Origin of the sequence: Roseovarius sp., from assembly GCF_027019125.1 — a bacterium.
Classification (GTDB): Bacteria; Pseudomonadota; Alphaproteobacteria; order Rhodobacterales; family Rhodobacteraceae; genus Roseovarius.
In genome coordinates this window covers 140,139-167,110 of record NZ_JALUXE010000027.1, presented here as the reverse complement: position 1 = coordinate 167,110, position 26,972 = coordinate 140,139, and the positions used below count along the sequence as shown (strand labels likewise).

Genomic DNA, 26,972 nt, shown 5'->3' with positions numbered 1-26,972 from the left:
AGTGTCATTCTCCGGGCAGGACATGACAGGCTTCGGGCTCCCAATGCAGGGTCAGGGTGCTTCCTGAATGCAGATCAATAGAGGCCAGTTCACCATGACTTTTCTGCACCTTCAACTCTTCACCTGACTCTGTCTCGAGAAATAGGATGGCAGAGGCACCTACAAACTCCTCGCCGACCACCCGCGCCCGAATACCGGCCACGCCTGCGCCCACGGCACCGATCTGCATCTTTTCGGCGCTGACGACAAAGGACAGCGTATCGCCCACGGATTTCGCAACAGCTTGAGAGGCCTTGACCGCAAATCGCCCATGCGCGGTCTCGACCTGCCAGACATCCCCCGCCTTCTCCACCAGCCTGCCGTTGAATATATTGGCCGAGCCCAGGAATTCTGCCACGAACCGGTTGCGCGGCGCATGATAGATTTCCTGCGGCGTGCCGATCTGTTCGATCTTGCCCCGGCTCATGATCACCACGCGGTCGGCCATGGAAAACGCCTCGGACATCGAATGGGTCACATAGACGAATGTGATCCCCAGATCCTTTTGCAGGTTGGACAAGACCGCCTGCATCCGCACCTTGAGATGCGCATCGAGCGCCGAAAGCGGCTCGTCCAGCAACAGGATCTTCGGCTCTGTCACCAGCGCGCGGGCCAGTGCCACGCGCTGCCGCTGTCCCCCCGACAATTGCGAGATATTGCGATCCGCGAATTCGAGGATCTGCATTTTTTCCAGCCATATGCGCGCCCGCTGCGCGCGCTCCTCCTTGCCCACGCCGCGCATCTTGAGGCTGAATTCGACATTCTCCTGCACGGTGAGAAACGGGAAAAGCGCAAGGCTCTGCCAGACCATCGGCGTATCGCGGTCCCAGGTCGCCTTGCCGTTCACCCGCTCGCCATCAAGATAGATGTCACCCTCGCTCGGGTCTTCCAGCCCCGCCAACATGCGCAGCGTCGTCGTTTTGCCACAGCCGGACGACCCCATGATCGCCAGAAACTCGCCGCGCCCGATCTCGAAATCCGCGCGTTCCACGGCGGTGAACTCGCCAAACTTCTTGACCACACCCTCAAGCCGGACGATGGCGTCGGATTTTACCTGGGTTTGCATATTCATGACCTGTCCTTTGTCGAATTGCGCAACAGCATCTGCGCCAGAATGATCAGCGTGATGGAACTCAGAAAGGCGAGCGAACCGATGGCATTGATCCGCGGGCTTACCTGCCCCTGCAGAAACCCGAGGATCTTGACCGGCAGCGTTTCATTGAGGCCCGAGACGAACCACGCCACCGCGAATTCGTCGAATGACACCGCCATGGTAATGAAAAGCGCGGCCAGGATCGCAGGCTTGGTAAAGGGCAGGATGACATGGCGCAGCGTCGCCCATTCATTGCCGCCCAGGTTCCACGATGCCGCCTCGAGATCCGGGTCCATCTGTGACAGGCGCAACCGGATGATGGCCATGGCAAAGGGGCTGCACATCACCCCATGCGCGATGATGATCGAAATCGCACTGCCCGAGAGGTTCACCCGCGACAGGAACGCCAGCATCGCAAGCCCCATGATCACCACCGGAATGGTGGGGGGCAACAGCGCCAATGCGAGATACACGTTCTTGCCAAGAAAGTTGTAGCGAAAATCCGTATAGGCCCCGCCAAATCCCAGGAGCGTGGCAATCACCGCCACGATCAGCCCCACGATCACCGTGTTGAAAAACCCGGCCCAGACGAACGGGTCTTCCCAGATCAGCCGATACCACTCGGTCGAGAAATGCCCCAGCGGCAGCGACGGGAACCGGTCCGAATTCAGCGAAAAGACGAAGCTCCCAAGGATCGGCGCAAAGATGAAGAGCACGCAGGCCGCGATATGGAGTTTCAGCGCGCCATTGATCAGACGATTGTCATTGCCGGTCATTTGCCGCGCTCCTTGTAGGCATAGGTGATGGCCGCAAAGGCGACGCTCAGCAGCGTGCCGATCATCATCAATGCCACCACGGCGGCACGCGGCCATTGCTGCCCGGATTTGGTGATGTCGGTGATCAGGATCGAGAGCGTCGGTGGATTGCCCCCGCCAAGGTAAAGCGGGCTCACGAAATCGCCGAACGAGAGGATAAAGGCAAAGAGCGCGGCAATCACCAGCCCCACCCGCGCCGAGGGCACGATCACCGCCAGAACCGTGCGCAACCGCCCGCAGCGCAGGTTATGTGCCGCCTCGACCAGATCGCGATTGACGAAATTCAGGCTGAACACCTGCAAGAGGATCACCAGCGGCAGGCAGAGTGTGACCATCCCGACCAGCGTGCCGAACGTGGTGTTGAGCATGCCAAACGGCCCGATGCCCAGCATCCCAAGCGCGGCATTGATGATGCCCTCATCCGACAGGAACACTTGCAGCGCATAGATGCGCACAAGGTAGCTGGTGAAGAACGGGATGATCAGCACGAAGATCAGCCATTGCTTGACCCGCTCCGACAGCTTGAACGAAATCGCATAGGCCGCCGGAAACGCGATGAAACTGGTCAGAACCGCACTTGTCGTGGCCAGAATGGCGGTGCGCAGATAGGCGTCCCAAAACACGCTCCGCGTCAGGATGCGTTCCCAATTGCCGAAATTCAGGTCCGGCATCATCTGGAAATTGCGCACGGTCCAGAAACTGATGGCGATCAGAAAGATCAGCGGCACCGCAAAGAAGGCCAACTGCCAGATCAAGAGCGGCAGCGCCAGTGTGAGCGAATAAAGGCTGGGTCGGGTCATGGAATACGGCTTTCTCAGGGGCAAGAGGGCGATGCCGGGGTCTGGAGAAAGAGACCCCGGCCAGACCTTGCGTCAGGCGCCCTTGTAGTCGGACCAGAAGTCGTTCCAGTCCTCCAGGCTTTGCTGGACGGGCAACTGACGATACCGGATGCGACCCTCGCGGATCATGTCCATCGCGTTATACTGGCCCAGCACCATGTTCTGCCGCTTGGCCTCGGCGGGGTTGGTGGCGTTCAGCACCTCCCAACCTTTCTTGTTGGGGATCAGCGCCGGATAGGCCGCCATATCGGCCGATTTCGCCTGTCCTTCGGCCGAGGTGATCCATTGAATCCACTTGCGCGCCATGTCGTAATTCTGTGTGCCCTTTCCGATCGAAAAGGACTCTGTCCACTGCAACCCACCCTCTTCGGGGATCGTGGTGCGCACCTTTGCGCCATTCTTTTCCAAGACCCCGGTGATCCAGTCGCCGATCCCGGCAAAGGCCAGCATCTGCCCGTCATTGAGCGACGAGAACGTGCCGCCATAGTCAAAGAACCCGCCGACCTGACCGCGCAGCGCCATCGTGGCCTCCTGCACCTTGTCCCAGCCCGCCTCGTCAATGTCGTAGGCAGACCCATTGCCCGCCGCGAGGCTCATTTGCCCGAGGTTCGGCAAATGCCAGTCGAAATGCCCCAGCTTGCCGGTCACGCGGGAATCCGAGAACACCGCATAGCTGGCCGCGTCCTTTTCGCTCAGCACATCGGTGTTATGCGCCACCCCCAGAAAACCGAACCGCGTGATCACGGAATAGAGGGTGTCGCCCTGCCAATGGCCGGGAAATTTCTGGAACTCGGGGTAGAAATCGTCAAAGGCATAGTCGGCGGCATCCAGCGGCTCGATATAGCCCGCAGCATTGAGCTGCTGCACATATTCGGCGTCCGACAGGATCACATCATAGGTGCCCGCGGGCGATTGCGCAATCAAACCCAGCATATTGTCGCCGCCGGTGTAGTATTTCGGCGTGAACTTGACGTTGTTCTCTTCCTCGAAGGCGCCCACGATATCGGGCTCTGCATGGCCATACCAGGCCAGCATCGACAGGTTGACGGTCTGCGCCGCGGCCCGGATGGACAGGAACGGCGTGGCCAGCGCGGCCCCTGCGGTCATTCTCAAGAGATGTCGGCGGGTGGGGGATTTCAGGGTCATGTGAGTCTCCATGTTGGCAGGTCTTTGTTCTTGGTTTTCAATCAGATCACTCCGCCGCCACACGGTTCTGCGTGGCGAACTCGGTGCGCAGCGCCGCGACGATGCCGCGCGTGCAGACGTCCAGCAGAATGTCCCCCTTTTCCGCCGTGGCATTCTTGGGCGAGGACAGCGTGCCGCTTGCCGGTGTCCAGTCGGGATGCGGCGGGTAGACGTCATAGGGCGGAAAGCTGGCAGGCGCGTGATCCACGGCCCGCTCCAGCGAGACGAGGTCCGGGTAAAGCCGCAGCATCAGCGAGGTTTCCAGCACCCCGCCGTGCTCGATATCCCAACCCAGAAACCCCTCGGGATAGAGCTTTGCAATCGCTGCCTGATCGACGAAATCCCAATAGGACAGCACCACGACCTTGGTGTCATGGATGCCCGACCAGCCCAGTTCGCGCAGCGCAAGGTCGATACCCTCGGCGATGAACCAGGAATTCTCGAAATGGCCATTCACGATGCAGATCTGGCGATTGCCATGGCGCGCGAATTCGCGGATCACATCCTTGAGCGCATTCACAAGGCTTGCGCCATCAAGGCTGGTCGTGCCCGGAAAGAAATTACCGCCGCCGGACTTCTGCTGCGACTTGTAGCCATAGGTAAAGGGCGGCGCCACCAGCCCGCCCACCTCCGCCGCCGCACGCCGCGCGAATTCCGTGGGCAAAAGCACATCGACATGCATCGGCATATGATGACCATGCTGCTCCATCGACCCCAGCGGGATGAGAATCGGAACAGCCCCCCGCGCGACCCGGCGCTGATACTCGGGCCAGGGCAATTCTGCTGCAAAAACGGTATCTTGGGCCATGTCATCGCCTTTCTTGTCGGATTGACAGACCCTAGAACAGCTTGCGTCATGCGCATAATTCATAGTAGCAATGCTTGAATAAGGATTCTTAATCATGCGCCAATTCGTGAACCTGCAAACCGACCTGATCCGCACCTTTGTCACGGTGGTGGATCTTGGCAACTATACCGAAACCGGTCAGGTTCTGGGCCGCACCCAACCCGCCATTTCATTGCAAATCAAACGGTTAGAGGATCTGGTTGGGGCCAAGCTCTTGTATCACAAGGGCAAGAACCTGGAACTGACACCGCAGGGTCACGCCCTCATCGGCTATGCCCGCGAGATGCTGCGCCTGAATGATCGCGCCGTCGCCAACCTGCACGAGGCCCAATTCATGGGCACGCTGCGGGTAGGTTTGCCCACGGATTACGCGATTGGATACTTCCAGCGCATCATCGCGGATTTCGCCCACGCCAATCCCGAGGTCACCTTCGACATTCGCTGCGATTGGAGCCGAAATATTCTGGGTCAGCTGCATGTGGACGAGTTGGACCTTGCCATCGCCATCACCGATACGATGCCCGCGCCCTATGTCTCGCTCTACTGGTCCGAACGCCCCTTCTGGGTCTGCGGGCGCGACTATCAGTTCTCGCTCGACAAGCCGGTCCAGATCATCGCCCACCCCAAGGGCTGTTTCTACCGCAAGCGAATGATCGACGCGCTCAACACCGAAGGGCGCGAGTGGCGGATTTGCTTCGAGAGTCCCGGCATCACGGCGGTGCAGAACGCGGTCCTCGACGGGATGGGCGTGACCGCGCTCACCAAAAAGACGCTGCTGCCGGGTATGCGCGTCCTCTCGCCAAAAGAGGGCTTTCCGCCGCTCGCCAATCTGCACGTTGGCCTCTTCTACAAACATATCAAGGCCTCTGACGCCGCGCTGAAACTGATCGAGCAGATCACGGAAGGCGTCAGCGCCTTTCGCAAACCGACCCATGCGCGCAGCTGATCATATTTCCATCCCTTATTTTCAGATCAAAGCTATTAATTTTGTTCGACGTCTCTTTGCTGGTAGCGGATAGCAATCCAAGCCAGTGAGGAGAGACCCAAATGCTTGACGACATGCTGCACGTGACCCAATGGCACAACGGAGAAAAGGACTTTTCCCCTTTTTCCGACAATGAAATGGCCCGTCGCCAGAACGAGTTGCGCGGCTGGATGGCCGATAACAACGTCGATGCGGCGCTCTTCACCTCCTACCACTGCATCAATTACTATTCAGGCTGGCTCTATTGTTATTTCGGTCGCAAATACGGCATGGTCATTGACCAAAAGAACGCGACGACCATTTCCGCAGGCATCGACGGTGGCCAGCCCTGGCGCCGGACCTTCGGCAGCAATGTCACCTATACCGACTGGCGGCGCGACAATTTCTATCGCGCGGTGCAGGGACTGACCAAGGGCGCGCGCCGCATCGGCATCGAATTTGACCATGTCTCGCTCGACTATCGCCAGCTTTTGCAGGATGCCTTGCCCGACGTCGAACTGGTGGACGTGAGCCAGCCCTCGATGTGGATGCGCACTATCAAATCCGCCGAAGAGATCAAGCTCATCAAGGAAGGCGCGCGCATTTGCGACGTCGGCGGCTATGCCGTGGCCGGGGCGGTTCAGGCGGGCGTGCCCGAACATGAGGTGGCCATCGCGGGCACCAATGCGATGATCCGCGAGATTGCCAAATCCTTCCCCTTCGTCGAACTCATGGACACCTGGACCTGGTTCCAGTCGGGCATCAACACCGACGGCGCGCATAACCCCGTGACAAACCGCGTCGTGCAATCCGGCGATATCCTCAGCCTCAACACCTTCCCGATGATCTTTGGCTATTACACCGCCCTGGAACGCACGCTTTTCTGCGATCACGTGGACGATGCCAGCCTCGACATCTGGGAAAAGAACGTGGCCGTGCACCGTCGCGGGCTGGAACTGATGAAGCCCGGCGCGCGCTGTATGGATATCGCCATCGAACTCAACGAAATGTATCGCGAGTGGGACCTGCTGAAATACCGCTCCTTCGGCTATGGCCACAGCTTCGGCGTGCTCAGCCACTATTATGGCCGCGAGGCGGGCGTGGAACTGCGCGAGGATATCGACACCGTGCTGAAACCCGGCATGGTCGTGTCGATGGAGCCGATGGTGATGATCCCCGAAGGTCAGCCCGGCGCCGGCGGCTACCGCGAGCATGACATTCTTGTCATCGGCGCGGATGGGGCCGAGAATATCACCGGCTTCCCGTTCGGTCCCGAGCATAACATCGTCGGCAAAGGCTAAGCGCCCTTGCGTGGCACGCTTGAAATCCTGATTGCGGCGGCCAGTGTCCTGATGACGCTGGCCGCCGTGGCCCTTGCGGACCGGCCCGCCAAGGCGCTCCTCGTCGGGCCGCGCCTCCTCCGCGTGCCCGCCTATGCCAGCGGGTCAGGCGCGATATTGCCACCGCAGATCAGAACCGCCACCCGTTCGCCCGGCGCAGGCCGATAAGCCCCGGACAAAAGCGCCGCCAGCGCCGTGGCCCCCGCCGGTTCCACCAACTGCCGCACCTCCCGCCACAAGATCGCCTGCGCCTCAAGAATGGCCGCATCCCGCACCAGCACGCTCTGCACCCCCTGCGCCTGCGCGAGACCTAGGCAGATCTCCCCGATCCGCCGGGCGCCCAGCGCATTGGCCGCCACCCCCGACACCTCGACATCCACAGGTGCGCCCGCCGCCAGCGCGGCATGAAGCGCGCAGGAGGTTTCCGGCTCGACCGCCACCACCCGGCGACGCGCCCCAAGCCAGCCCAAGGCCCCGGCAATCAGCCCGCCACCACCCACCGCAATCAGCACCGTGTCCGCGTCCAGCCCCTGATCCTCCCATTCCGCCATCACCGTGCCCTGCCCTGCCACGGTCGCCTCGGCGTCATAGGGATGCACCTCCATCGCCCCGGTCGCCACGCGCCATTCGGCGGCGCGCGCCGCTGCCTCGGCATAGGCCCCGGGCACCACCTGCAGATCGGCCCCCTGCGCACGGATGAGCGCGATCTTGGACGGGCCTGCAATCTCGGGCACGTAAATCCGCGCGCGATGTCCCAATCTCGCCGCCGCATAGGCCACCGCCGCGCCGTGATTGCCGCCCGAGGCGGCGACGATCCCCGCCTCTGGCACGGCCGCCTGCAAGAGCGTGTTGAACGCCCCGCGCGCCTTGAAACTGCCGGTGTGCTGCATCTGCTCGAGCTTGAGCGCGATGGACACGCCCCCCAGTTCGACCTGCATCACCGGCGTGCGCCGCACATGCGCGGCAATGCGCGCCCCCGCCTCGGAAATCCGCCCCTGCCACGCCATCGCTCACACCTCTTTGCCTTTTCTTGCTGCGCCAAACCCTATACGCCTGTTCTCAAAGACCCAAGCAAGGATCGCCGCAATGAAAGACGACCGCCTCAGCCAGTTCCGCGACGCCGGCTCCGACCGCTCTACCGCCGAACTGGTGCCGGACACGCCCCAGACGCGGGCCCCCGCCTATCGTCTGGCCTTTGCCGATCCCGATTTCATGTGCCGCGACGAATTGCGCCCCGTGCGCCTGCAACTCGAACTGCTCAAGCCTGAAATGGCCCTCAACGAACACGGCATCCAGAGCACGGTCGTCCTCTTTGGCGGCGCGCGCATTCCCGAACCCTCGCAAAAGGACACGGCGCGCACCAAAACCCTTGCCGATCTCTCACGCTACTATGACGAGGCCCGCAAATTCGCGCGGCTGATGACCGAAAAATCCCTCACCCGCGACGGGCGCGAGTATGTCATCGCCACCGGCGGCGGTCCGGGGGTGATGGAGGCGGGCAATCGTGGTGCTGCGGACGCGGGCGGGGCCTCGATCGGCCTCAACATCGTGTTGCCGCATGAACAGGCACCCAATGAATACGTCACACCGGGGCTGTGCTTCAACTTCCACTACTTCGCCATCCGCAAGATGCATTTCCTGATGCGCGCCCGCGCCATCTGCGTCTTTCCCGGCGGCTTCGGCACGCTCGACGAGATGTTCGAGGCGCTGACCCTCATTCAGACCGACCGGATGAAGCGCGTGCCCTTCCTGCTCTTCGGGGCCGCCTTCTGGCAGGGTATCATCAACTGGCAGGCCCTCTCCGAGGCCGGCACGATCAGCGCCGAGGATCTCGACCTCTTCCAATTCGTCGAAACCGCGGATGAGGCGATGCAGATCATCAACGACTGGCCCCAAGGCTAAAGGGGCCAATCCGCCCTTGCGCTTCTTCTTGGCGCAAATACTCAAATCCGCCGCCGCCTCGCAACGCGGCGGTGCCGCTCAGATGATCTCGTCCTCGTCAAAGAGGGCCGCCGCCTCGAGATGGGCGCTGATGCCCTCTGCCGCCGCCTCGGCGCGCGGTGTCTCCGCCACATGGCAGAGCGCATCGCCCTCATAGACCACCGGCAGGTTGGTGCGCCCGATGATGATCCCGGTCACATCGGCCACCACCTCGGTCTCGACATCGCCAAAGGCATTGGCCACCGCCCCCAGTACCGTGCCCGGCTGCACCGCCGCGCCCACCGACAGATACCCCCGAAACAGCCCGCCGCGCGGCGCGCGATACCAGCGCGAGCGTGCGGCGCGGATCGGCACACCACGCGCGCGCGGCACGCCCTTGGCTCCGATCATGCCCAGATGCTGCATCACCCGCAGGATACCACTGACGCCTGCGCGCGCCGCGAACTCGTCAAACCGGAGCCCCTCGCCCCCCTCGTAGAGCAGCACATCCACGCCCGCCTGTTCCGCCGCCATGCGCAAGGACCCCTCGCGCAGCTTCGACTCCATCATCACCGGCGCGCCAAAGGCGCGGCCCAGCTCCTCCAGCCGGGTATTGCCCGGCGTCAGGCGGATCTGCGGCAGGTTCGTGCGGTGGATGGCCGCCGAATGCAGGTCGATGCCCACCTCTGCCCGCCGCACCACCTGATCCATGAAGATATGCGCCAGCTGCGACGCCATCGACCCTTCGCTCACCCCCGGAAACACCCGGTTCAGATCGCGCCGGTCCGGCAGATAGCGCTTGTGATTGAGAAACCCGAAGGTGTTGACGATGGGCACCGCCATCAGCGTCCCCGCCATCGACATCAGCGGCGCCGCCTTGAGCAACCGGCGCATGATCTCGACCCCGATCACCTCATCGCCGTGGATCGCCGCCGAGACAAACAGGACCGGCCCCGCCCGCCGCCCATGGATCACCTCCACCGACAGATTGACCGGCGTGTGGTTGGACAGCGTGCTGACGGGAATATCCACCCGCGCCCGCGTGCCTGCCTCGACAGAAACGCCACCAATCTCAAAGGGTTTGCGCCGGCTCATGGCATCCTCGCTCTCTGCGTTGCCGAACGCTATGGCAATTTGACCGGAACTGTCCATGGGGCTTGCAGGCCCACGCGGCTCTGGTCTTTGCCTGTGGCGCATGGCACATCGCTCTGCGACGCCGCAAACCGAGGGGCCGCACCATGACAACCGCCCTGCATGACGCGCGCCTTCGGGCGGTCTGCGCCGCCGTGACCGACACGGGCGCGCGCACCCTTCTCGATCTGGGCTGCGGCGCGGGCGATCTGCTCTTGCGTCTGGCGCGCGTGCCGGGCCTCACCCGCCTGACCGGGATCGACATTGATCTGCCCTCGTTGCGGCGGGCACAGGCGCGGCTTGCGGACCTGCCCGCCGAGGCGCGGGCCAAGGTGCAGCTGGCGCAGGCGTCCATGACCGCCGCACATGCCAAACTGCGCGGCTACGATTGCGCCTGCCTTGTGGAGACCATCGAACATCTGCCCCTTGCCGATCTCAACCGGCTGGAACGCGCGCTCTTTGCCTACATGCGCCCCGGCCATGTGATCGTGACCACCCCCAACGCCGAGTTCAACCCGGTGCTGGGCGTGCCCTCCCACCGCTTTCGCCATCCAGGGCATCATTTCGAATGGGACCGCGCCCGTTTCACAGGCTGGGCCGAGGGCGTGGCGGCGCGGCATGGCTACACCGTCACCCGCCACGACATCGGCGAAACCCACCCCGCCTTGGGCGGGGCGAGCCAGATGGCGGTGTTTGCCCGGTTGGGGTGAGAGTTCCACCCCAAGTGACGAGCCGCGCGGATCGCTGGGCCGGGGACTAGCGAAGCAAGGGGGGGCTGCCACTTTATGCCGGCCAAGTCCGTATGCCCCATCAGAATTGCGCTCGCTATCAAAATCGCTGGTCCGCGGGACGGCCCAGCGATCCGCGCGGCGGCGCTTTGCGCCTTGTTCCGCGCGGGGGACTTGGGGCTAAGCCTCCTTCAAACCAAACCTACCCCTTCAGACTGGTCTTGCGCAGATACGGCAACACCTTGTCGAAACTGCCGAACTTGGCCTCGGCCTCGGCATCGCTCAGGCTGGCTGGGATGATCACATCCTGCCCCACGGTCCAATCCGCCGGTGTCGCTACGCCATTGCGCGACGTGGTCTGGAGCGCATCGAGCGCGCGCAGGACTTCCGCGAAATTGCGCCCCACCGTCATCGGATAGGTCATGCTCAGCTTCAACTGCTTGTCCGGCCCGATGATAAAGACCGAACGCACCGTGGCGCTGTGGTTGGGCGTGCGCCCGTCGGGCAGATAGGCCTCGGCGGGCAGCATGTCGAACGCCTTGGACACAACCAGCCCATCATCGGCAATGATCGGGAACCGCGCGGCGCTGCCGCCCACCTTCTCGATGTCGCCCTTCCATTTGCGATGGTCCTCGACCCCGTCGACCGAGACGCCGATCACCTTGCACCCGCGTTTCTCCCATTCCTCGGCCAACCGTGCGACGGCGCCGAATTCCGTAGTGCAAACGGGGGTGAAATCCTTGGGGTGGGAAAACAGAATAGCCCAACTGTCGCCGATCCACTCATGCAGCGAAAACGTGCCCAGATCGGTTTCCACCGTCAGATCGGGGATCACATCATTGATTCGAAGGCCCATAGCCTCTCCTTTCCTGATTTCCGCCTGGGGGCTCAGAAATATGATCAAATCCCCCAAGACGCCCTATTACAAACCTTGCAGCCCGGCATTACCCCTGACAGAGTGCCGCCAAATCACTGGAGGTCAATACCATGATCGAGAAACGTCAGTTCTACATCAATGGCGCTTGGGTCAACCCCCTCGCGGCAAAAGATCACAAGGTCATCAATCCCTCGACCGAAGAGCCCTGCGCGGTGATCTCTCTGGGCGGACAGGCCGATACCGATGCCGCCGTTGCCGCCGCCAAGGCCGCCTTCCCCGCGTGGATGGCCACGCCCCCCGCCGAGCGCATCGCCTATGCCGAGAAGATCCTCGAGGTTTACAAGACCCGCGCCGAGGATCTCGCGCAGGCCATCAGCCTCGAGATGGGCGCCCCCATCGACATGGCCCGCGAACAACAAGTGGGCGCCGGAAGCTGGCATATCGCTAATTTCATCAAGGCCGCGCGCGATTTCGCCTTTGACGAGCCCTTGGGCGATCACGCGCCGAACGACCGCATCATCCACGAGGCGGTGGGCGTCGTGGGCATGATCACGCCGTGGAACTGGCCGATGAACCAGGTCACGCTCAAGGTGATTGCCGGTCTTGTCGCAGGCTGCACCATGATCCTCAAACCCTCCGAGGAATCGCCGCTCAACGCCATTATCTTTGCCGAAATCGTCGATGCCGCAGGCCTGCCCAAGGGCGTGTTCAACCTCGTCAACGGCGATGGTGTCGGCGTGGGCAGCCAACTGACCGCGCATCCCGATGTGGACATGATCAGCTTTACCGGCTCGTCGCGCGCCGGGCGCATCATCTCCAAATCCGCCGCCGACACGCTCAAGCGCGTGAGCCTCGAACTGGGCGGCAAAGGCGCGAACCTGATCTTTGCCGATGCCGATGACAAGGCGGTCAAGCGCGGCGTCATTCGCTGCATGAACAACACCGGTCAATCCTGCAACGCGCCCACCCGGATGCTGGTGCAGCGCGAGATTTACGATCAAGCCGTTGAAATCGCCGCAGAAACCGCAAATGCCATCCCTGTCGGCCCCGCCAACGAGGCCGGTCGCCATATCGGCCCGGTGGTCAACGAGGTCCAGTTCAACAAGATTCAGGACCTCATCCAGAAGGGCATCGACGAAGGCGCGCGGCTTGTCGCAGGCGGCACGGGGCGGCCTGACGGGCTCAACCGGGGCTTTTACGTCAAACCCACGGTCTTTGCCGATGTCACCAACGAGATGACCATCGCGCGCGAAGAAATCTTTGGCCCGGTCCTGTCGATCATTCCCTTCGACACCGAAGAGGACGGCCTGCGCATCGCCAATGACACGCCCTATGGCCTGACCAACTATGTCCAGACCGGCGATCCGGCGCGGGCCAACCGTCTGGCGCGCGCCCTGCGCTCGGGCATGGTGGAAATGAACGGCCAATCGCGCGGCGCAGGCTCGCCCTTTGGGGGCATGAAACAATCGGGCCACGGGCGCGAAGGCGGCAAATGGGGCATCGAGGATTTCCTCGAGGTCAAATCCGTCTCGGGCTGGACCCCAGGCGCCTGAGCGCGTGACCGGGCGCGCCTTTGCCCTGCACGGCGCGCGTGACGCCACCGAGCGCGAACAGGCACGCCATAGTCTCGACACCTGCGGGCTGGAGGGCGACCTCTGGCCCGTGGTCGAGGGCTCGGCCCTCTCCTCTGCCACGCTCTCGGCCACGGTCGGCGCAGGGCTTTTCGCCCCCGCCTACCCCTTCCCCCTCACCACGCCCGAGATTGCCCGCTTTCTCAGCCATCGCCAGATCTGGGCCGAGATACTGCGCCGCGACCTCGATTTCGGCCTGATCGTCGAACCGGACACGGAGCTCGATCCGGCGGCGTTCGCAAACGCCCTCATGCTCGCGCGCGACCATATCGACGACCTGGGCTATATCCGGTTTCAAACTCAGGCGATCCGTGGTCCCGCCCGGTTGATCGACACCAACGGCGGCGCTGTGCTCAGCCTGCCCTTGGTCAGCACGGCACATGGTCCGGTGCAGATGATCGGGCGTGACACGGCCGCCCACCTCCTCAACCTGACCGAGAGCTTTGACCGCCCGGTCGAGTGCCTGATCCAGAGCCATTGGCACACCGGCCTGCGGGCAGGTGCGATCCACCCCTCGGGCGTGTCCTGTATCAGCCGACCAGCTACCGATTCAGAGCGCGCGCCCCTCACGCAGCTTTGGGCGCATTATGTCTACCGCCGCGCCCTGCGCCGCGCTGCGCGCCATAGCCGCGCGCCGGTGACAGGCGGATTGATCTGATCCCAGCGCCTATTCCGCCGCACAGCGCCCCGGATTATTGGGATGCGTGGTCCAATTGGCATACTCTTCGCGCACCACCTCGCCGGTGCGCGGATCGACCGCGCCGGCCGCCATCCGCTCCATCGTGATGCAGCCTTCGATCGGGCAGACATTGACGCAGAGGTTGCAGGCCACGCACTCGTCATCCTTGACGGTGAACACCCGGTCCTCGGACATCGCAATCGCCTGATGGCTGGTATCCTCGCAGGCGGCATAGCAGCGCCCGCATTTGATACAGTCATCCTGGTTGATCTTGGCCTTGGTCACGTAATTTAGGTTCAGGTCCTTCCAATTGACCACATTGGGCACCGCGCGCCCGACCAGTTGGTCCACCGACGTGAACCCCTTGTCATCCATGTATTGCGACAGGCCCGAGATCATTTCCTGCACGATCTTGAACCCATAGGTCATCGCCGCCGTGCAGACCTGCACATTGCCCGCGCCCAATGCGAGGAATTCCGCCGCGTCGCGCCATGTGGTGACACCGCCGATGCCGCTGATCGGCAGCCCCGCCGTCGCCGGATCGCGCGCAATCTCGGCCACCATGTTGAGCGCGATGGGCTTTACCGCAGGCCCGCAATAGCCGCCATGCGCGCCCTGCCCGTCAATCGTGGGCTGCGGCGCAAAGAGATCGAGATCAACGGAGGTGATCGAATTGATCGTGTTGATCAGGCTCACGGCATCCGCCCCGCCCTCCTTGGCGGCCTGAGCGGGCTTGCGGATATCGGTGATATTGGGCGTCAGCTTCACGATCACCGGCAGGTTTGAATGCTTCTTGCACCAATAGGCCACCTGCCCCACATATTCCGGCACCTGCCCCACCGCGCTGCCCATGCCGCGTTCGCTCATCCCGTGGGGGCAGCCGAAATTCAGCTCGACCCCGTCACAGCCGGTATCCTCGACCCGGTGCAATATCTCGCGCCAGGCGTCCTCGTTGACCGGCACCATCAGGCTTGCGATCAGCGCGCGGTCGGGCCAGTCACGCTTGACCCGGCGCATCTCCTCAAGGTTCACTTCCAGCGGGCGGTCGGTGATCAACTCGATATTGTTGAGGCCCAGAACGCGCCGGTCGGCACCATAGACCACGCCATAACGCGGCCCGTTCACATTGACCACCGGCGGTCCCGCCTCGCCCAATGTCTTCCACACCACGCCGCCCCAACCGGCCTCGAACGCGCGGCGGACGTTGTATTCCTTGTCCGTCGGCGGGGCCGAAGCCAGCCAGAACGGGTTGGGCGATGTGATGCCGATGAAATTGGTTGTCAGATCCGCCATGGCTCAGCCCTCCGCCATCAGGGTTGCGTGGATGTCTTCGGCCGCGTCGCGCCCCTCTGCCACCGCCGTCACAGTCAGGTCATCGCCCCCCGCCGCGCAATCGCCCCCGGCCCAGACACCGGGCAAGGAGGTGCGGCCGGGGCCCGTAACGGCGATCTTGCGCCCATCACGCGCCGGCAGATCGGCCCCCTCAAGCGTCTGGCCAATCGCCTTGAACACCTGATCGGCGGGCAGGCGAAACCGCTCGCCCGTGGGTTTCAGATCGTCATCGCTATATTCGAACTCGACCTCACGCACCGCGCCATTGCCATGCACCGCGATGGGCGTGGCATTGGTCACGATCCGCACCCCCTTGGAGGCCGCGAGATCCTGTTCATAGCGGCTGGCATTCATCCGCTCGCGCCCGCGCCGATAGACCAGCGTGACATTGAGCGCGCCCAGCAGCTTGGCTTGCACGGCCGCATCGACCGCGGTCATGCCGCCCCCGATCACCACCACATCGCGCCCCACCGGCAGGCTTGCCAGATCGTCTGCCTGCCGCAGGTCCGCGATGAAATCCACCGCATCGCGCATCCCTTCGCGGTCCTCGCCGCTCAGTCCCAGCGCGTTGACCCCGCCCAGACCAATCCCAAGGAACACCGCATCGTGATCTTCCTGCAATTCCGTCAGCGTGATTTCCCGCCCCAGACGCTTGCCGGTCTCCAGAGTAATCCCGCCGATCTGCATCAACCAAGCCACTTCGCGCGCCGCGAAACTGTCGGTGCTCTTGTAGGCGGCAATGCCGAATTCATTGAGACCGCCGGGCTTGGCCCGCCCATCGTAGAGCGTGACGTCATGCCCCTTCATCGCCAGCCTGTGCGCGCAGGCCAGACCTGCAGGCCCCGCACCCACCACCGCCACGCGCCGGCCCGTGGGCGCCGCGCGGGTGAAGGGATGCACGCCTTGTTCCATCAAGGTATCCGTCGCATAGCGCTGCAATCGCCCGATCAGCACCGGCTGCCCCTCGGCCGCCTCGCGCACACAAGCCTCTTCACACAGCGTTTCCGTGGGGCAAACGCGGGCGCACATGCCGCCAAGGATATTCTGGCTCAGGATCGTCTTGGCCGCCGCCTCGGGCGTGCCGGTGGCGATCTGCCGGATAAAGAGCGGGATGTCGATCGACGTGGGGCACGCGGTGATGCAGGGCGCATCGTGGCAGAAATAACAGCGATCCGCTGCCACCAGCGCCTCGTGATCATCAAGCGGGGGATGCAAATCGGTGAAATTGCTCTGCAAGGCGGCGGGATCAAGCCGGCCTGCGACGATGCCGGGGGCGAGTTGACGATCTCTCATGGCTGTCTCCGGTCAAGGATGGTTGAGGATCAGTATTCCACGATTCGAAATTTTATCAATTGGTAAAATTTATCGAGGAGCGAAAAAGAAACCCCCTGAGAAGCTCAGAGGGCAAAGCCGATGAAAATTTTGGCAGGGCTTGGTCGCGCCTCAGCCCACCTTGCGCTGACGCCACAGCGTAAAGAGGCCAGCCCCCACCACCAGCGCGCCACCCAGAGCCACGTTCATCTCGATCCTTTCGCCAAAGATGAAAATCCCGATGCCCGTGACAAAGAAGAGTTGCAGATAGGCAAAGGGCTGCACCGCGCTCGCCTCTGCGACCTCATAGCATTTGATCAGCGTGTAATGCCCCGCCGCCCCGGTGATGCAGAGCGTGATCATCCACGCCCAGGCATCCGGCGTCATTGGCTCCCAGAACCATATCCCGGCGAGGGTCATGGCAATCGACCCGACCGTTCCGGTCCAGAAAAAACTCGTCGCCGCCGAATCCTTGCGCGCCACATAGCGCGTCAAGAGCCCGTAGAGCGCAAACATCAACGCCGCGATAAAGGGCACGATCGCCTTGGGGTCGATCACGCCCACCCCCGGCTCCAGAATGATCAGCACGCCGATGAACCCGACCGCAATCGCCAGCCACCGACGCCAGCCCACACGCTCGCCCAGAACCGGCCCCGAAAGGGCGGCAATCAACAGCGGGTAGCAGGCAAAGACCGCATGCACCTCGATCAGGCCCAAAAGGGTAAAGCCATAGATCATCACGCAGATTTCCGCGACCAGCAGCACGGCGCGAAATCCCTGCATCAAGGGTTGCGATGTGCTGGCCGCTGCCCGCAGCCCCCCGGCCTTGCGCGCGGCAATCACCATCACGAAGGCGGCAAAGAACCAGAACCGGATCATCACCACCATCAGCACGTTGTAATTCTCGGCCAGATGGCGCGATATGCCATCCTGCGCAGCAAAGATGACCGTGGTCAGCACCATCAGCCAGATGCCCAAACGGGTGTTTTGAACTGTCACGAGCGGTCTCTCACGGGCGGTCTTTCCTGGCCATGGTCATGTGCCGCTTGCGGCCATATCCCTGCCCCCGCGTAACACAAAACCCGGCGGCCTCAAGCCCCCTGCGCACGAACCCCGCCGCCGTGTAACTGGCCGCCGTGCCTCCGGGCGCGGTGTGCCGGGCCACCTCCGCCATCAACGCTGGCTCCCACAACTCGGGGTTCTTGGCCGGGGAAAACCCGTCCAGAAACCACGCATCCGCCCTGCCCGGCCAAGCCTTTAGCGTCTCGCGCGCATCCCCCACAATGAGGGTGAAATCCAGATCCGGCAGGCTGATCCGCTCCGCGCCCCCCTGCCAGTGCGGGGCGAGATCCGCCGCAACCCCTTCCAGTTCCGCAAAGCGGGCTTGCGCGCGACGCATGTCTTGGGGGGCCATGGGATAAGCCTCGAAACTGGTGAAGTGAAGCCGCCCAACAACGCCCGCCGCCCGCCACGCCGCAAGCGTGGTCAAAAGGTTCAGCCCGGTGCCAAACCCCAGTTCCGCAATGTGAAACCCGTCCCGAAACCGCGCCGGAAGGTCATTGCCCCCCAGAAACACATGCCGCGTTTCCGCCAAGCCATTGTCGAGACTGAAATAGGGGTCATCGAACCGCACCGACACCGGCACCTCGCCCGCGCGCCAAATCAGGTCTGCGGTCTGGTCCTGCATGGCATGATCCTCTAAAGCACGGTCGAACGCGCGTGACCATCGCGCGACGACAAAGGATTGGCAATGGTCGATATCACGGTGATGGGCGCAGGCATATTCGGCCTCTCGGTGGCGTGGTCCTGCGCGCGACGCGGCGCGCGCGTGCGCGTCATAGATCCGAACGGCCCCGGTGCTGGCGCTTCGGGCGGGATTGTCGGTGCCCTCGCCCCGCATGTGCCCGAAACCTGGAACAGCAAAAAGGCGTTTCAGCTTGAAAGCCTGCTCATGGCGGCTGACTTCTGGGCCGAGGTGGCCGAGGTCTCGGGCTGCGCCCCGGGCTATGCCCGCCTTGGCCGCCTGCAACCCATCGCCGATGCCGCAGCTCTCGCACTCGCCGAGGAGCGCACCCAGAACGCTGCAACCCTCTGGCAGGGGCAGGCCGAATGGCGCGTTCTTCCCGCGTCCGGCCCATGGTGCCCGCCCAGCGCCACCGGCCAGATCATCCACGACACGCTCACCGCGCGCCTGCACCCGCGTCAGGCCTGCGCCGCCCTTGTGGCCGCCCTGCGCGCGCGCAATGCCGAGGTCGTGACCAAGGGCACGCCCGCGGGCCGCATCCTCTGGGCCACCGGCACCGCCGGGCTGCAAGAGATGAGCGCCGCGCATACCCGCACCGTGGGCAACGGGGTCAAGGGGCAAGGCGCGCTTCTGGCCTATGACGCCCGCAACCAGCCGCAGATTTTCGTCGATGGGTTGCATATCGTGCCGCATGAGGATGGCACCACTGCCATAGGGTCCACCTCCGAGCGGGCATTTGACGACCCCACCAGCACCGATGCCCAACTTGACGATGTGATCGCCCGCGCCGTGGCGGCCGTGCCCGCGCTTGCCCATGCCCAGGTGATCGCGCGTTGGGCCGGGGTGCGCCCCCGCTCGCGCTCGCGCGCCCCGATGCTGGGCGCGCACCCGTTCCGCCCGGGCGAATTTGTCGCCAATGGCGGCTTCAAGATCGGCTTTGGCATGGCCCCCAAGGTGGGCGCTGTCATGGCAGACCTGATGCTCGACGACATCGACACGATACCCGAGGATTTCAGACCCGAGGCATGCCTATGACCCAGCCGACTCTCGCCGCACTCGATCATCTCGTGCTGACCGTGGCCGACATCGCCGCCACCTGTGCCTTTTACCGTGATGTTCTGGGCATGACCCCCGAGGCGTTTCAGCCCGCCGATGGCAGCACCCGCTGGGCGCTGAAATTCGGCGCACAGAAAATCAACCTGCATCAATCCGGGGCGGAATTCGAACCGAAGGCGGCACAGGTCCAACCCGGCAGCGCCGATCTTTGTTTCCTCAGCGAGACACCGCTCGAGGACTGGCAGCAGCATTTTGCAGCGCTTGGTGTGCGCGTCGAACTTGGCCCGCTACCCCGCTCCGGGGCCACAGGCCCGATCCGCTCGCTTTACCTGCGCGATCCCGACGGCAACCTGATCGAGGTCTCGAACAAAACGTAAGGTGGGTGAAACCCGCCAAACCGCTCGGTTCAGGCCGTCTTGACCGCCTTGGGCAGAGCCACGATCCGCACCGCAACCTTGCGCTGACCACGCTGATAGGGCAGCGCAACGGCGGCCTCTTTGCTGTGCTTCACAACCGATTTCAACCAACGTGCTTTCATGGCTCTCACCTCTTACCTCTGGCCTCGATGCGCGGGACTCATTGTTTCGTTACCCGCAACTATGCCGCCGGTTTGGGGCCAAGATTTGACGGAAATCGTGAAAGTTCAGACAAGATCAGGGCATGCACGCGGCCCCGGTCAAAATTTAATCTGCTGAATTTAAATGAAATTTTTTGGAGCTCTTCAACAGCGCCTCACATGCCGCCCGAATAGCCCCACAATTTCGGCCCAAATCCCGCCCCAATCAGAGGCGGATCGTCGAAATCAGACGGCCATAGTCGGCCTCACCGGCATGGGTGGTGCGACGATAGGAATAGAATCGCTCGGGGTCGCCATAGGTGCAATGCCGCGTCCATTCCGCCTGCCCGATCCCGCATTGCCGCAGCCGGTGCAATCCAAACCCGGGCAGGTCGAACTGATACCGCCCGCCTACACCATTGGCGAAAAACCGGGCGTTATCACGGTCCTGCGCCAGGAATTCCTCGATAAACTCCGGTCCCACCTCATAGGCCGCCTGCGAAATCGACGGGCCGATCACGGCCTTGATCCGGGAACGATCCGCACCAAGCCCCTCCATGCTCGCAACCGTGGCCTCCAGCACACCATCCAGCGCACCGCGCCATCCGGCATGGGCCGCTCCGATCACCCCGTTGGCCACATCGGCAAAGAGCACCGGCTGACAATCCGCCGTCAGCACCGCAAGCGCCACCCCCGGCACAGTCGTCACCATCGCGTCGGCGCGCGGCCGCTCGCCCATGGGCCCCGTGACCGTGACCACATCCGCCGAATGCACCTGATGCACCGTGATGAGGTGATCCGGCTCCACGCCCATCGCCTCGGCCACCCGCGCCCGGTTGATCTGCACGATCTCGGACTGATCCGACGAACCGGGGCCGCAATTGAGCCCCGAGAACACACCCGAAGAGGCCCCACCCCGCCGGGTAAAGAAACCGTGGCGCAGCGGGGACAGACTGTCGGAGGTGAGTATTTCTAGCGTCATGGCTCCAGTCCGGGTGGTGGTGCGGCCCCATCGGGATAGAGACCGAGCACTTTGAAGAGCGTCCCCATTTCCTCTGCCCCGGTCAAGCGCTGATATGCGGCAAGATGGCTTTCCAACGCCTGCCCGCTCAGATTGCGCGCCAGCGCCTCGGCCCGCGCGGCAATCCCCAAACGCTCCAGAAATATCCCCTGCGGTGTCAGGCGCGTATGCCGCGCAGGAGAGGCCGCACGCGCCAGCGCCGCGAAATCGACATGCGCGGTCAAATCCGCCGCCCCCGGCTCGGCCAGCGGATCCACCGGCGTATGGCCCTTGACCGCCTGAAACGTATCGCCCAGCGACTGCCAATCGCCATAATCCACGATCAGCGCGGCCCCCCCCTGCCCTGCTATCCGCGCGCCGATCTCTGCCGCCACCGCTTCGCCCGCTCCGCAGGTCTCGACGATATCGCCCTCGCGCGTGTCCGCCAGCCGCGCCGCCAGTGCGGGCGGGGCCACCGGCCCACCAAGGCCCAGCGTCAATTGCCCGGCACCTTGCCCGACAACCCGCTCGCGCCAGCCGTCCCCGGACCGCTGAAACTGCCGGATCGGCAACGCATCGAAAAACTCGTTCGCCAACAGGTAAAGCGGCCCCTCCGGCAGGCTCTCAACCCGGTCATGCCAGATGACATCGCCCGCAATCGCGCGGCGCTGCGCCGCGCGCAACACGGGCGATCCCTCGACCAGATGCACCTCTGCGGCATCCCGAAACCCCGGCACGCCCCGCGTTGCGCGCAGCACATCCGCCATCAGCGTCCCGCGCCCCGGCCCCAGTTCCGCCAACACGAACCGCGCAGGCCGCCCCTGATCCAGCCAGACCTGCGCAAGGCACAGCCCCAGCACCTCGCCAAACATCTGGCTGATCTCAGGCGCGGTGACGAAATCACCCCCTGCGCCAAACGGATCGCGCGTCGCGTAATAGCCAAACTCGGGATGCATGAGACAGGCCGCCATGTAATCCGCCACGCTCATCGGCCCCGCCTCGGCGATCCGCGCCAGTAGATGCGCCCGCAGCCCGCTCATGTCGCCCGTGCGCGCCGCGCCCAGAGCACCATGCCAATCCCGAAGGCAATCATCGGCAGGGACAAAAGCTGCCCCATGGTCAGGCCATATCCCCCCAGGTGCAGCGCAAGGCCCAGCGGATTGCCCTCGGTCACGAACTGCGCATCGGGTTGGCGCACGAATTCCACCATGAACCGCGCAACGCCATAGCCTGCGAAAAAGAGCCCCGTCAGCGTGCCGGGCCGCCGCAGCGCCCCACGCCGCCAGCCCAACCACAAGAGCACCGCCCCAAGGATCAAGCCCTCCAGCGCCGCCTCATAGAGCTGAGAAGGATGCCGCGCGCAAAGCTCCACGACGCCCGCGCAATTCTGCGCCGCGGCCCCCGGAAAAACCACGCCCCACGGCAGGTCCGTCGCCCGCCCCCACAACTCGCCATTGATGAAATTCGCGATCCGGCCCAGCAACAGCCCCACCGGCGTCACCATGCAGAGCGCATCCGCGACCGACAGCCACGCGATGCCCTGCTTGCGCGAAAACAGCACCACCGCCAGCACCACGCCCATGAGACCGCCGTGAAAGGCCATCCCGCCTTGCCAGACCGCCAGAATCTCGCCCGGATTGGCAAGGTAATAGCCCGGCTGGTAAAACAGCACATAACCCAGCCGCCCGCCCAGAATGACCCCAAGAATCACCCATGTCAGCAGGTCCTCGACCTGTTCGGGTCGCATCGGTGCCACGCCACCCGGCCAGAGATGCGGCCGCTTGACGCTCGCCACCACCAGCCGCCAGCCGATCACGATGCCAACGATATAGGCCATCGCATACCAGCGCAGCGCAAACTCCATGCCGAAAAGAGAGATCGAAAAGATCTCGGGCGAAATATCGGGAAAGGGGATCATGGCCTGCATGGCCGCTTCTGTGCCCGCGCGCCCCGGCCAAGTCAACCTTGTGATCCGGTCCCACAGACACATATAAGAGAGCAAGTGTAACGCCGGAGAAACCGATGCAGACCCGTAACAAAGTGCTCGACGATCTCAGCCAGTTGATGACCAATGCCATGGGTGTGGCCCAGGGCGCGCGGGCCGAGGCTGAGACCGCGATGAAATCCCTGATCGACCGTTGGCTCGCGGACCGCGATTTCGTCACCCGCGAAGAATTCGACGCCGTGCGCGCAATGGCGCAAAAGGCCCGCGAGGAAAACGAAGCGCTCAAGGCGCGCCTCGACGCGCTCGACCTGCGCGGCGGTCACAACAAGGGCTGATCCGCCAAGGCCCGGCGCGCGCCTGCGATCAGCGTCTCCGCCCCCTGCGACGAGCGGAAATCGCGCACCACCCGCGCGCGCCCGGCCTCTGACAGGCGCGCGCAGAGATCCGGATCAGCGGCCAGCGCCGAAATCGCATCGGCCAGGACCTCGGGCGATTTCGACGGCACCAGAATGCCGCTTTCGCCATGGTCGATCAATTCCCGCACCCCGCCTGCATCCGTGCCAATCGTCGGCACACCACAGGCCATCGCCTCCATATAGGCCACACCCAGCGGCTCGTGCCAACTGGCCAGCACGAACACATCCGCCGCCAGCAGGTGCCGCCGCACCTCCGATCCGCTTATGGCCCCCAAGAGCCGCGCATGCGCGCCCAGATCAAGCGCCTCCAGATGCGCCTGCAACTCGGCACGATAGCCCGCACCGCCCGCGTCATCCTCGCCCGCGATGTCCACCTCCACCGCGATCCCGCGGTCCAAGAGCAGCCGCACGGCGCTCAGCAAATCCTGATGTCCCTTGACCCGGTGCAGACGCCCGCAGGAGAATAGCCGCAGGGTCGCACCGGGCATGGGCGGCTGATAGGGTGTCTCGCGTTTGAAATCCTCGGTGTCCACGCCCATGGGCTGCACGATGACATCCGCAGGCAGGTCACGTCCGATGACCTCGCGCATTTCAGCCATCAGCTTGTGGGTAATGATCGTGGCAAAGCTGGCATGCCGCCACTTGAACCCCTGGCCGGGGCCATAATCCGACAGCGCGCCATGCAGCGTCAGGCTATAGCTCGGCCCGCCCATCAGCCGCGCCAGCGCACAGATCAAAGCGGCCCGCCCGCAGGAATGGGCATGCACATGGCCGATCCCCCGCGTGCGGCACGCCGCCATCAGCGCCCGCGCCGCCGGCAGACAGATCACCACATCTCTCAGGAATTCACCCCCCTGCCGCTCACGCAGGATCGCGGACCACGGCGCGTTCAGCAGGCCGGATAGCGCATGACCGGGCGTGGGCCGCCCCAGATAGGTGGTGCGCGCCATCGCCGCCTCGGACCAGTCATGCGAGACCAGACCGGGCGGCGGCGGCAGCGTGCTGAAAAGATGCGGCACAGCCCCCAACCGCTCCAGATCCGCAATCTCGCGCCAAAAGAAAATATGCGTCTGCCCCGGAAACTGAGGCACGAGATAGCCAAGGTTGAGGGGATCAGGCATTTTCGGTTCCGCTTGCCGCCAGATTGTCGGATAAGGTCTAGCATGCCGCGCAGGCTCAGGACAGGCTGGCGGGCCACCGATTTGGAAACCCTCTGTTGACCGACAAAACCATGCCCCGGCTCAGCGTCATCATTCCCGCCCATAACGAGGCGGGGATGATCGGGGATTGCCTGCACGCCCTCTTCGCCTCGGACCCGGTGGCAGGCGGCGCCGAGGTGATCGTCGTGGCCAATGGCTGTCAGGATGCGACCGTGGCCGAGGCCACAGCCTGCCGTGCAGCGGCGCGCGACTGGACGCTTACCGTGCTCGACCTGCCGCAGGGCGGCAAACCCGGCGCTTTGAGCGCAGGCGAGGCGGCAGCACGCGGCAAGGTGCTGGCCTATCTCGATGCCGATGTCCTTGTCTCGCCCCCGCTGCTGCGCCAGATCACCGAGGCGCTTGATCGCCCGGAACCGGGCTATGCCAGCGGTCAGGTCGTGATTCCCACGCCGCGCAGTGCCTTCAGCCGCCTTTATGCGGGGTTTTACCGCCAGGTGCCCTTCTTTCACCATGGCGTGCCCGGTTGCGGCCTCTTCGCCATGAACCGCGCCGGGCGCGCGCGCTGGGGCGACTGGCCGGGGATCATCTCGGACGATACTTTTGCCCGGCTGCACTTTGCCCCGCGCGAACGCCATGCGCTGCCCGCGCGCTATGCGTGGCCCATCGTCGAAGGGGTCGGCGCACTTGTCCGGGTGCGGCGCAGGCAGGATGCAGGCGTGGCCGAGATTGCGCGCCACTACCCGGCGCTCTTGGCCAATGACGACACGCGGCCTCGTGGTCCGGGCTGGGTGCTGCGCGCCGCCCTGCGCGCGCCTCTGGGCTTTCTCGCCTATGTCATCGTGGCACTCATGGTCCGCGCGCGACGTGGCGGCGCAGACTGGACGCGGGGCCGGTAATTACTTGAAATTTCAATGGAGCGGTCGTGAAATTGCCGTAAATCTTGGGCAAGTAACGGCAACGGAGTAAAGGCTCACATGCAACGCGTCAGGGCGATATTCACGGGCGACGGGCTATTGGCACGGGCGCTGCGCTCCTCGGCGCTGACTGTCGCGGGCTTTGGCGGGGCGCAGGTCCTGCGGCTCGCGTCGAACCTCATCCTTGCCCGCCTCCTCTTCCCCGAGGCCTTCGGCCTGATGGCGATTGTCTCGGTCATCATCCAGGGCCTCATGCAATTCTCCGACGTGGGCGTCAGCCCCGCCATCATGCAGAGCAAACGGGGCGATGATCCCGCCTTCCTCAACACCGCCTGGACCATTCAGGCGCTGCGCGGCGTGGGCCTCTGGCTCGTGGCCTGTGCGCTGGCATGGCCCGTGGCGGTGATCTACGACGAACCGCTCCTGTTGCAGCTTTTGCCGGTGGCGGGGCTGTCGCTCTTGATCACCGGGTTCAACCCCACGGCCCTCGATACCGCCAAACGCCATCTGCGCTGGGGGCGGGTCACGGCGATCGAATTCGCCGTTCAGATCACGGGTATCGTGGCGGCGGTGGCGCTGGCATGGTGGTGGCATTCGGTCTGGGCGCTGGTCGTGTCGGGCGTGCTCAGCGCGGGCGTGGCGCTCGTGCTCTTCTGGCTCTTCCTGCCGGGGGCGTCGAACCGGATGGGCTGGGAACGGCTGGCCGCCTCGGAACTCATCCATTTCGGGAAATGGATCTTCCTCAGCACCATCTGCGGCTTTCTCTTCAATCAGGCGGACAAGCTGATCTTGGGCAAATACCTCAGCTTCGATGTCTTCGGCGTCTATAACATCGGCTTCTTCCTTGCCTCCTTTCCCATGCTCCTGGGCCATATGCTGACATGGCGCCTGCTCATCCCGATCTACCGCGAACTGCCCCCGCAGGAGAGCGCCGCCAACTTCGCCAAATTGCGGCGCATGCGCTTTGCGGTCACGGGCGCGCTGATGGCCCTGTCGGCGGGGTTTGCCCTCCTTGGCGTCTGGCTGGTGGGGATCATGTATGACGACCGCTATGCCATGGCAGGGGCCGTGGTGGTGTTGATGGCGCTGATGCAACTGCCGCAGATCATCGTGATGACCTATGATCAGGCCTCGCTTGCGGCAGGGGATTCGCGGCGGTTCTTCATCCTGACGCTGGCCAAGGCGGCCGCGATGATCGTGGCCCTCCTGCTCGGTCTCGAATGGGGCGGTCTTCTGGGGGCGCTTCTGGGCTATGGCGTGGCGATGGTTCTGGCCTATCCGGTGGTGGTCTGGCTCGCGCGGCACATGCGGGCCTGGGATCCGGTGCATGACACGGGCATGGCCGCCCTGGCCCTTGGACTGGCGGCGCTGGCGCTCTGGCTCAATGGCGGGGCGCTGACCGATCTGGCGCGGCTCTCGGGCTGGTGAGCGGCGAAAACACCATTATCGA

The 26,972-nt window shown here is 63.9% G+C and carries 28 protein-coding genes; 11 read left to right on the top strand and 17 right to left on the bottom strand.

What is annotated here, in order from left to right; genetic code table 11:
• Positions 1–4: 4 nt before the first annotated feature.
• From MVC20_RS08995 to MVC20_RS08975, 5 genes are all read right to left on the bottom strand, one after another.
• Positions 5–1,111, bottom strand: a complete 1,107-nt coding sequence (locus tag MVC20_RS08995; protein WP_297540524.1) for an ABC transporter ATP-binding protein — start codon at positions 1,109–1,111, stop codon at positions 5–7.
• Positions 1,108–1,908 carry an ABC transporter permease gene (locus MVC20_RS08990; RefSeq protein ID WP_297540522.1) on the bottom strand — a complete coding sequence of 267 codons (801 nt, stop codon included), beginning with the start codon at positions 1,906–1,908 and terminating at the stop codon, positions 1,108–1,110. The genes MVC20_RS08995 and MVC20_RS08990 overlap by 4 nt, the downstream gene beginning before the upstream one ends.
• Positions 1,905–2,747 carry an ABC transporter permease gene (locus MVC20_RS08985; protein WP_297540520.1) on the bottom strand — a complete coding sequence of 281 codons (843 nt, stop codon included), beginning with the start codon at positions 2,745–2,747 and terminating at the stop codon, positions 1,905–1,907. The genes MVC20_RS08990 and MVC20_RS08985 overlap by 4 nt, the downstream gene beginning before the upstream one ends.
• A 72-nt stretch (positions 2,748–2,819) precedes the next feature.
• A complete protein-coding gene (locus MVC20_RS08980) occupies positions 2,820–3,932 on the bottom strand; it encodes a spermidine/putrescine ABC transporter substrate-binding protein (protein ID WP_297540518.1) in 1,113 nt (370 codons plus the stop codon).
• A gap of 46 nt (positions 3,933–3,978) precedes the next feature.
• Positions 3,979–4,779, bottom strand: a complete 801-nt coding sequence (locus tag MVC20_RS08975) for a creatininase (RefSeq protein ID WP_297540516.1) — start codon at positions 4,777–4,779, stop codon at positions 3,979–3,981.
• A gap of 94 nt (positions 4,780–4,873) precedes the next feature.
• On the opposite strand from MVC20_RS08975, the gene MVC20_RS08970 reads away from it, so the two are divergent.
• Entirely contained in the window at positions 4,874–5,764 is an 891-nt protein-coding gene (locus tag MVC20_RS08970; RefSeq protein WP_297540514.1) for a LysR substrate-binding domain-containing protein, read from the top strand.
• 101 nt (positions 5,765–5,865) lie between these two features.
• On the top strand, positions 5,866–7,083 hold the full coding sequence (locus MVC20_RS08965; protein WP_297540512.1) for a M24 family metallopeptidase: 1,218 nt from the start codon (positions 5,866–5,868) through the stop codon (positions 7,081–7,083).
• Between the two features lie 131 nt (positions 7,084–7,214).
• Here MVC20_RS08965 and MVC20_RS08960 read toward each other — a convergent pair whose 3' ends face one another.
• Positions 7,215–8,129, bottom strand: coding sequence for a serine/threonine dehydratase (locus MVC20_RS08960; RefSeq protein WP_297540510.1), 915 nt, complete (start codon positions 8,127–8,129; stop codon positions 7,215–7,217).
• Between the two features lie 79 nt (positions 8,130–8,208).
• Here MVC20_RS08960 and MVC20_RS08955 point away from each other — a divergent pair, with 79 nt between their 5' ends.
• Positions 8,209–9,024 (top strand): TIGR00730 family Rossman fold protein, encoded by an 816-nt coding sequence (locus MVC20_RS08955; protein ID WP_297540508.1) that lies wholly within the window; start codon positions 8,209–8,211, stop codon positions 9,022–9,024.
• Between the two features lie 78 nt (positions 9,025–9,102).
• Here MVC20_RS08955 and MVC20_RS08950 read toward each other — a convergent pair whose 3' ends face one another.
• The gene (locus MVC20_RS08950) at positions 9,103–10,137 is read right to left on the bottom strand and encodes a succinylglutamate desuccinylase/aspartoacylase family protein (protein WP_297540506.1); all 1,035 of its coding nucleotides are present in this window, start codon (positions 10,135–10,137) and stop codon (positions 9,103–9,105) included.
• 143 nt (positions 10,138–10,280) lie between these two features.
• On the opposite strand from MVC20_RS08950, the gene MVC20_RS08945 reads away from it, so the two are divergent.
• Positions 10,281–10,883, top strand: coding sequence for a methyltransferase domain-containing protein (locus MVC20_RS08945; RefSeq protein ID WP_297540504.1), 603 nt, complete (start codon positions 10,281–10,283; stop codon positions 10,881–10,883).
• A gap of 220 nt (positions 10,884–11,103) precedes the next feature.
• Here MVC20_RS08945 and MVC20_RS08940 read toward each other — a convergent pair whose 3' ends face one another.
• Positions 11,104–11,757, bottom strand: a complete 654-nt coding sequence (locus MVC20_RS08940) for a peroxiredoxin (RefSeq protein WP_297540502.1) — start codon at positions 11,755–11,757, stop codon at positions 11,104–11,106.
• A gap of 131 nt (positions 11,758–11,888) precedes the next feature.
• Between MVC20_RS08940 and MVC20_RS08935 the strand changes: the two genes are divergently transcribed.
• Both MVC20_RS08935 and MVC20_RS08930 read left to right on the top strand, forming a co-directional pair.
• A complete protein-coding gene (locus tag MVC20_RS08935; protein ID WP_297540500.1) occupies positions 11,889–13,331 on the top strand; it encodes an aldehyde dehydrogenase family protein in 1,443 nt (480 codons plus the stop codon).
• A 4-nt stretch (positions 13,332–13,335) separates the two neighbouring features.
• On the top strand, positions 13,336–14,067 hold the full coding sequence (locus MVC20_RS08930) for a glycosyltransferase family 25 protein (protein WP_297540498.1): 732 nt from the start codon (positions 13,336–13,338) through the stop codon (positions 14,065–14,067).
• Between the two features lie 9 nt (positions 14,068–14,076).
• Here MVC20_RS08930 and preA read toward each other — a convergent pair whose 3' ends face one another.
• The 4 genes from preA to mnmD form a co-directional block, all read right to left on the bottom strand.
• The gene (gene preA, locus MVC20_RS08925; protein WP_297540496.1) at positions 14,077–15,381 is read right to left on the bottom strand and encodes an NAD-dependent dihydropyrimidine dehydrogenase subunit PreA; all 1,305 of its coding nucleotides are present in this window, start codon (positions 15,379–15,381) and stop codon (positions 14,077–14,079) included.
• A 3-nt stretch (positions 15,382–15,384) separates the two neighbouring features.
• Positions 15,385–16,713, bottom strand: a complete 1,329-nt coding sequence (locus MVC20_RS08920; protein WP_297540494.1) for an NAD(P)-dependent oxidoreductase — start codon at positions 16,711–16,713, stop codon at positions 15,385–15,387.
• 150 nt (positions 16,714–16,863) lie between these two features.
• Positions 16,864–17,730, bottom strand: a complete 867-nt coding sequence (locus tag MVC20_RS08915) for a DMT family transporter (RefSeq protein ID WP_297540492.1) — start codon at positions 17,728–17,730, stop codon at positions 16,864–16,866.
• Positions 17,731–17,740: 10 nt separating this feature from the next.
• Positions 17,741–18,418, bottom strand: coding sequence for a tRNA (5-methylaminomethyl-2-thiouridine)(34)-methyltransferase MnmD (gene mnmD, locus MVC20_RS08910; protein ID WP_297540490.1), 678 nt, complete (start codon positions 18,416–18,418; stop codon positions 17,741–17,743).
• A 63-nt stretch (positions 18,419–18,481) separates the two neighbouring features.
• On the opposite strand from mnmD, the gene MVC20_RS08905 reads away from it, so the two are divergent.
• Both MVC20_RS08905 and MVC20_RS08900 read left to right on the top strand, forming a co-directional pair.
• Complete coding sequence (locus MVC20_RS08905) at positions 18,482–19,510, top strand: FAD-dependent oxidoreductase (RefSeq protein ID WP_297540488.1); 1,029 nt, start codon at positions 18,482–18,484, stop codon at positions 19,508–19,510.
• Positions 19,507–19,908: a VOC family protein gene (locus MVC20_RS08900; protein ID WP_297540486.1), complete on the top strand. Its 402-nt coding sequence runs from the start codon at positions 19,507–19,509 to the stop codon at positions 19,906–19,908. The genes MVC20_RS08905 and MVC20_RS08900 overlap by 4 nt, the downstream gene beginning before the upstream one ends.
• Positions 19,909–19,937: 29 nt before the next feature.
• On the opposite strand, the gene MVC20_RS08895 is transcribed toward MVC20_RS08900, so the two are convergent.
• From MVC20_RS08895 to lgt, 4 genes are all read right to left on the bottom strand, one after another.
• The gene (locus MVC20_RS08895; protein WP_296633452.1) at positions 19,938–20,069 is read right to left on the bottom strand and encodes a hypothetical protein; all 132 of its coding nucleotides are present in this window, start codon (positions 20,067–20,069) and stop codon (positions 19,938–19,940) included.
• Between the two features lie 244 nt (positions 20,070–20,313).
• On the bottom strand, positions 20,314–21,069 hold the full coding sequence (pgeF, locus tag MVC20_RS08890) for a peptidoglycan editing factor PgeF (protein ID WP_297540484.1): 756 nt from the start codon (positions 21,067–21,069) through the stop codon (positions 20,314–20,316).
• The gene (locus MVC20_RS08885; protein WP_297540482.1) at positions 21,066–22,127 is read right to left on the bottom strand and encodes an SAM-dependent methyltransferase; all 1,062 of its coding nucleotides are present in this window, start codon (positions 22,125–22,127) and stop codon (positions 21,066–21,068) included. Before MVC20_RS08885 ends, pgeF begins: the two co-directional genes overlap by 4 nt.
• Positions 22,124–23,014, bottom strand: a complete 891-nt coding sequence (gene lgt / locus MVC20_RS08880; RefSeq protein ID WP_297540479.1) for a prolipoprotein diacylglyceryl transferase — start codon at positions 23,012–23,014, stop codon at positions 22,124–22,126. Before lgt ends, MVC20_RS08885 begins: the two co-directional genes overlap by 4 nt.
• 95 nt (positions 23,015–23,109) lie before the next feature.
• On the opposite strand from lgt, the gene MVC20_RS08875 reads away from it, so the two are divergent.
• Positions 23,110–23,367: an accessory factor UbiK family protein gene (locus tag MVC20_RS08875; protein WP_297540477.1), complete on the top strand. Its 258-nt coding sequence runs from the start codon at positions 23,110–23,112 to the stop codon at positions 23,365–23,367.
• Here the strand turns inward: MVC20_RS08875 and epsE are convergent.
• Positions 23,352–24,569, bottom strand: a complete 1,218-nt coding sequence (gene epsE / locus MVC20_RS08870) for an exopolysaccharide biosynthesis GT4 family glycosyltransferase EpsE (RefSeq protein ID WP_297540475.1) — start codon at positions 24,567–24,569, stop codon at positions 23,352–23,354. The two genes, MVC20_RS08875 and epsE, sit on opposite strands and share 16 nt — an antisense overlap.
• Positions 24,570–24,661: 92 nt before the next feature.
• On the opposite strand from epsE, the gene MVC20_RS08865 reads away from it, so the two are divergent.
• Positions 24,662–25,504 (top strand): glycosyltransferase family 2 protein, encoded by an 843-nt coding sequence (locus MVC20_RS08865; RefSeq protein WP_297541428.1) that lies wholly within the window; start codon positions 24,662–24,664, stop codon positions 25,502–25,504.
• Positions 25,505–25,582: 78 nt separating this feature from the next.
• Positions 25,583–26,950: an oligosaccharide flippase family protein gene (locus tag MVC20_RS08860; RefSeq protein WP_297540473.1), complete on the top strand. Its 1,368-nt coding sequence runs from the start codon at positions 25,583–25,585 to the stop codon at positions 26,948–26,950.
• The last annotated feature ends 22 nt before the right edge of the window (positions 26,951–26,972 follow it).